Source organism: Achromobacter sp. UBA5777, assembly GCF_002418565.1.
In the GTDB taxonomy this organism is placed as follows: Bacteria; Pseudomonadota; Gammaproteobacteria; order Burkholderiales; family Burkholderiaceae_B; genus Achromobacter; species Achromobacter animicus.
Genome location: NZ_DIEJ01000227.1, coordinates 21,797 through 22,993 on the forward strand (window position 1 = coordinate 21,797; position 1,197 = coordinate 22,993).

Consider the following 1,197-nt stretch of genomic DNA (forward strand, 5'->3'; position numbering starts at 1 on the left):
GTAGGTGATCGAGGACGAGGCGGTCTGGCCGGCGCCCAGGTTGTTGAACGTCGAGCCGGGGTTGAACGAGTAGGAGCCGTCGGCGTTCAGGGTGAACGTGCCGCCGTTGGTGCCGGTGATCGCTGCGCCCACGTTGGTCGACTGGCCGTTGACGGCCGAGACGTGCAGCGTATCGCCGTCCGGATCGGTGTCATTGGACAGCACGCCGTGCGCCGCATCAGCAGTGAGGCTGACGCCTTGGTTCGTGGCGTCCGTGTCGTTGACCGCGGTCGGAGCCGGGTTCTTCACATCCCACGAGAAGTCTTGCGAGACCGAAGCGCCGGCCTTGTCGGTCGCGGTGATGGTGACCGCGTAGACGCCGTGATCGCCACCTTGCGAGGCCGACTTGTCGAGCGTGCCGGTGATGATGCCGGTCTTCGGATCGATGGTCAGGCCGGGCGGCAGGCCCGTAGCGGAGTACGTCAGCACATCGCCCGCGTCCACATCCGAGAACTGCTCGGAGATGTCGACCGGGGTGATGGCCTGGCCGTCATTGCCGGACTGGTCATCAAGCGTCACGCCCGGGGTCAGGATCGGGGTGTCGTTGGTGCCGGTGATCGTGACCGTCAACGTCGCGGTCGAGGTACCGCCTTCACCGTCGGAGACGGTGTAGGTGATCGACGACGAAGCGGTCTGGCCAGCGCCCAGGTTGTTAAACGTCGAGCCGGGATTGAAGCTGTACGAACCGTCGGCGTTCAGCGTGAAGGTGCCACCGTTGGTGCCGGTGATTGCCGCACCCACGTTGGTCGACTGGCCGTTGACGGCCGAGACGTGCAGCGTGTCGCCGTCCGGGTCGGTGTCGTTGGACAGCACGCCGTTCTGGGCGTTGACCGCCAGGTTGACGTTTTGACCCGTGGCGCCTTCGTCAGCGACTGCCGTCGGAGCCGGGTTCTTCACATCCCACGAGAAGTCTTGCGACACCGAAGCGCCAGACTTGTCGGTCGCGGTGATGGTGACCGCGTAGACGCCGTGATCGCCACCTTGCGAGGCCGACTTGTCCAGCGTGCCGCTGATGATGCCCGTCTTCGGATCGATGGTCAGGCCCGGGGGCAGACCCGTGGCCGAGTACGTCAGCACATCGCCCGCGTCCACATCCGAGAACTGCTCGGAGATGTCGACCGGGGTGATGGCCTGGCCGTCATTGCCGGACTGGTCATC

Annotated in this window: 1 protein-coding gene; it reads right to left on the reverse strand. The window is 65.5% G+C overall.

What is annotated here, in order from left to right:
• On the reverse strand, positions 1–1,197 hold a 1,197-nt coding region (locus B3446_RS18735), incomplete at both ends, for a putative Ig domain-containing protein (RefSeq protein ID WP_291383976.1).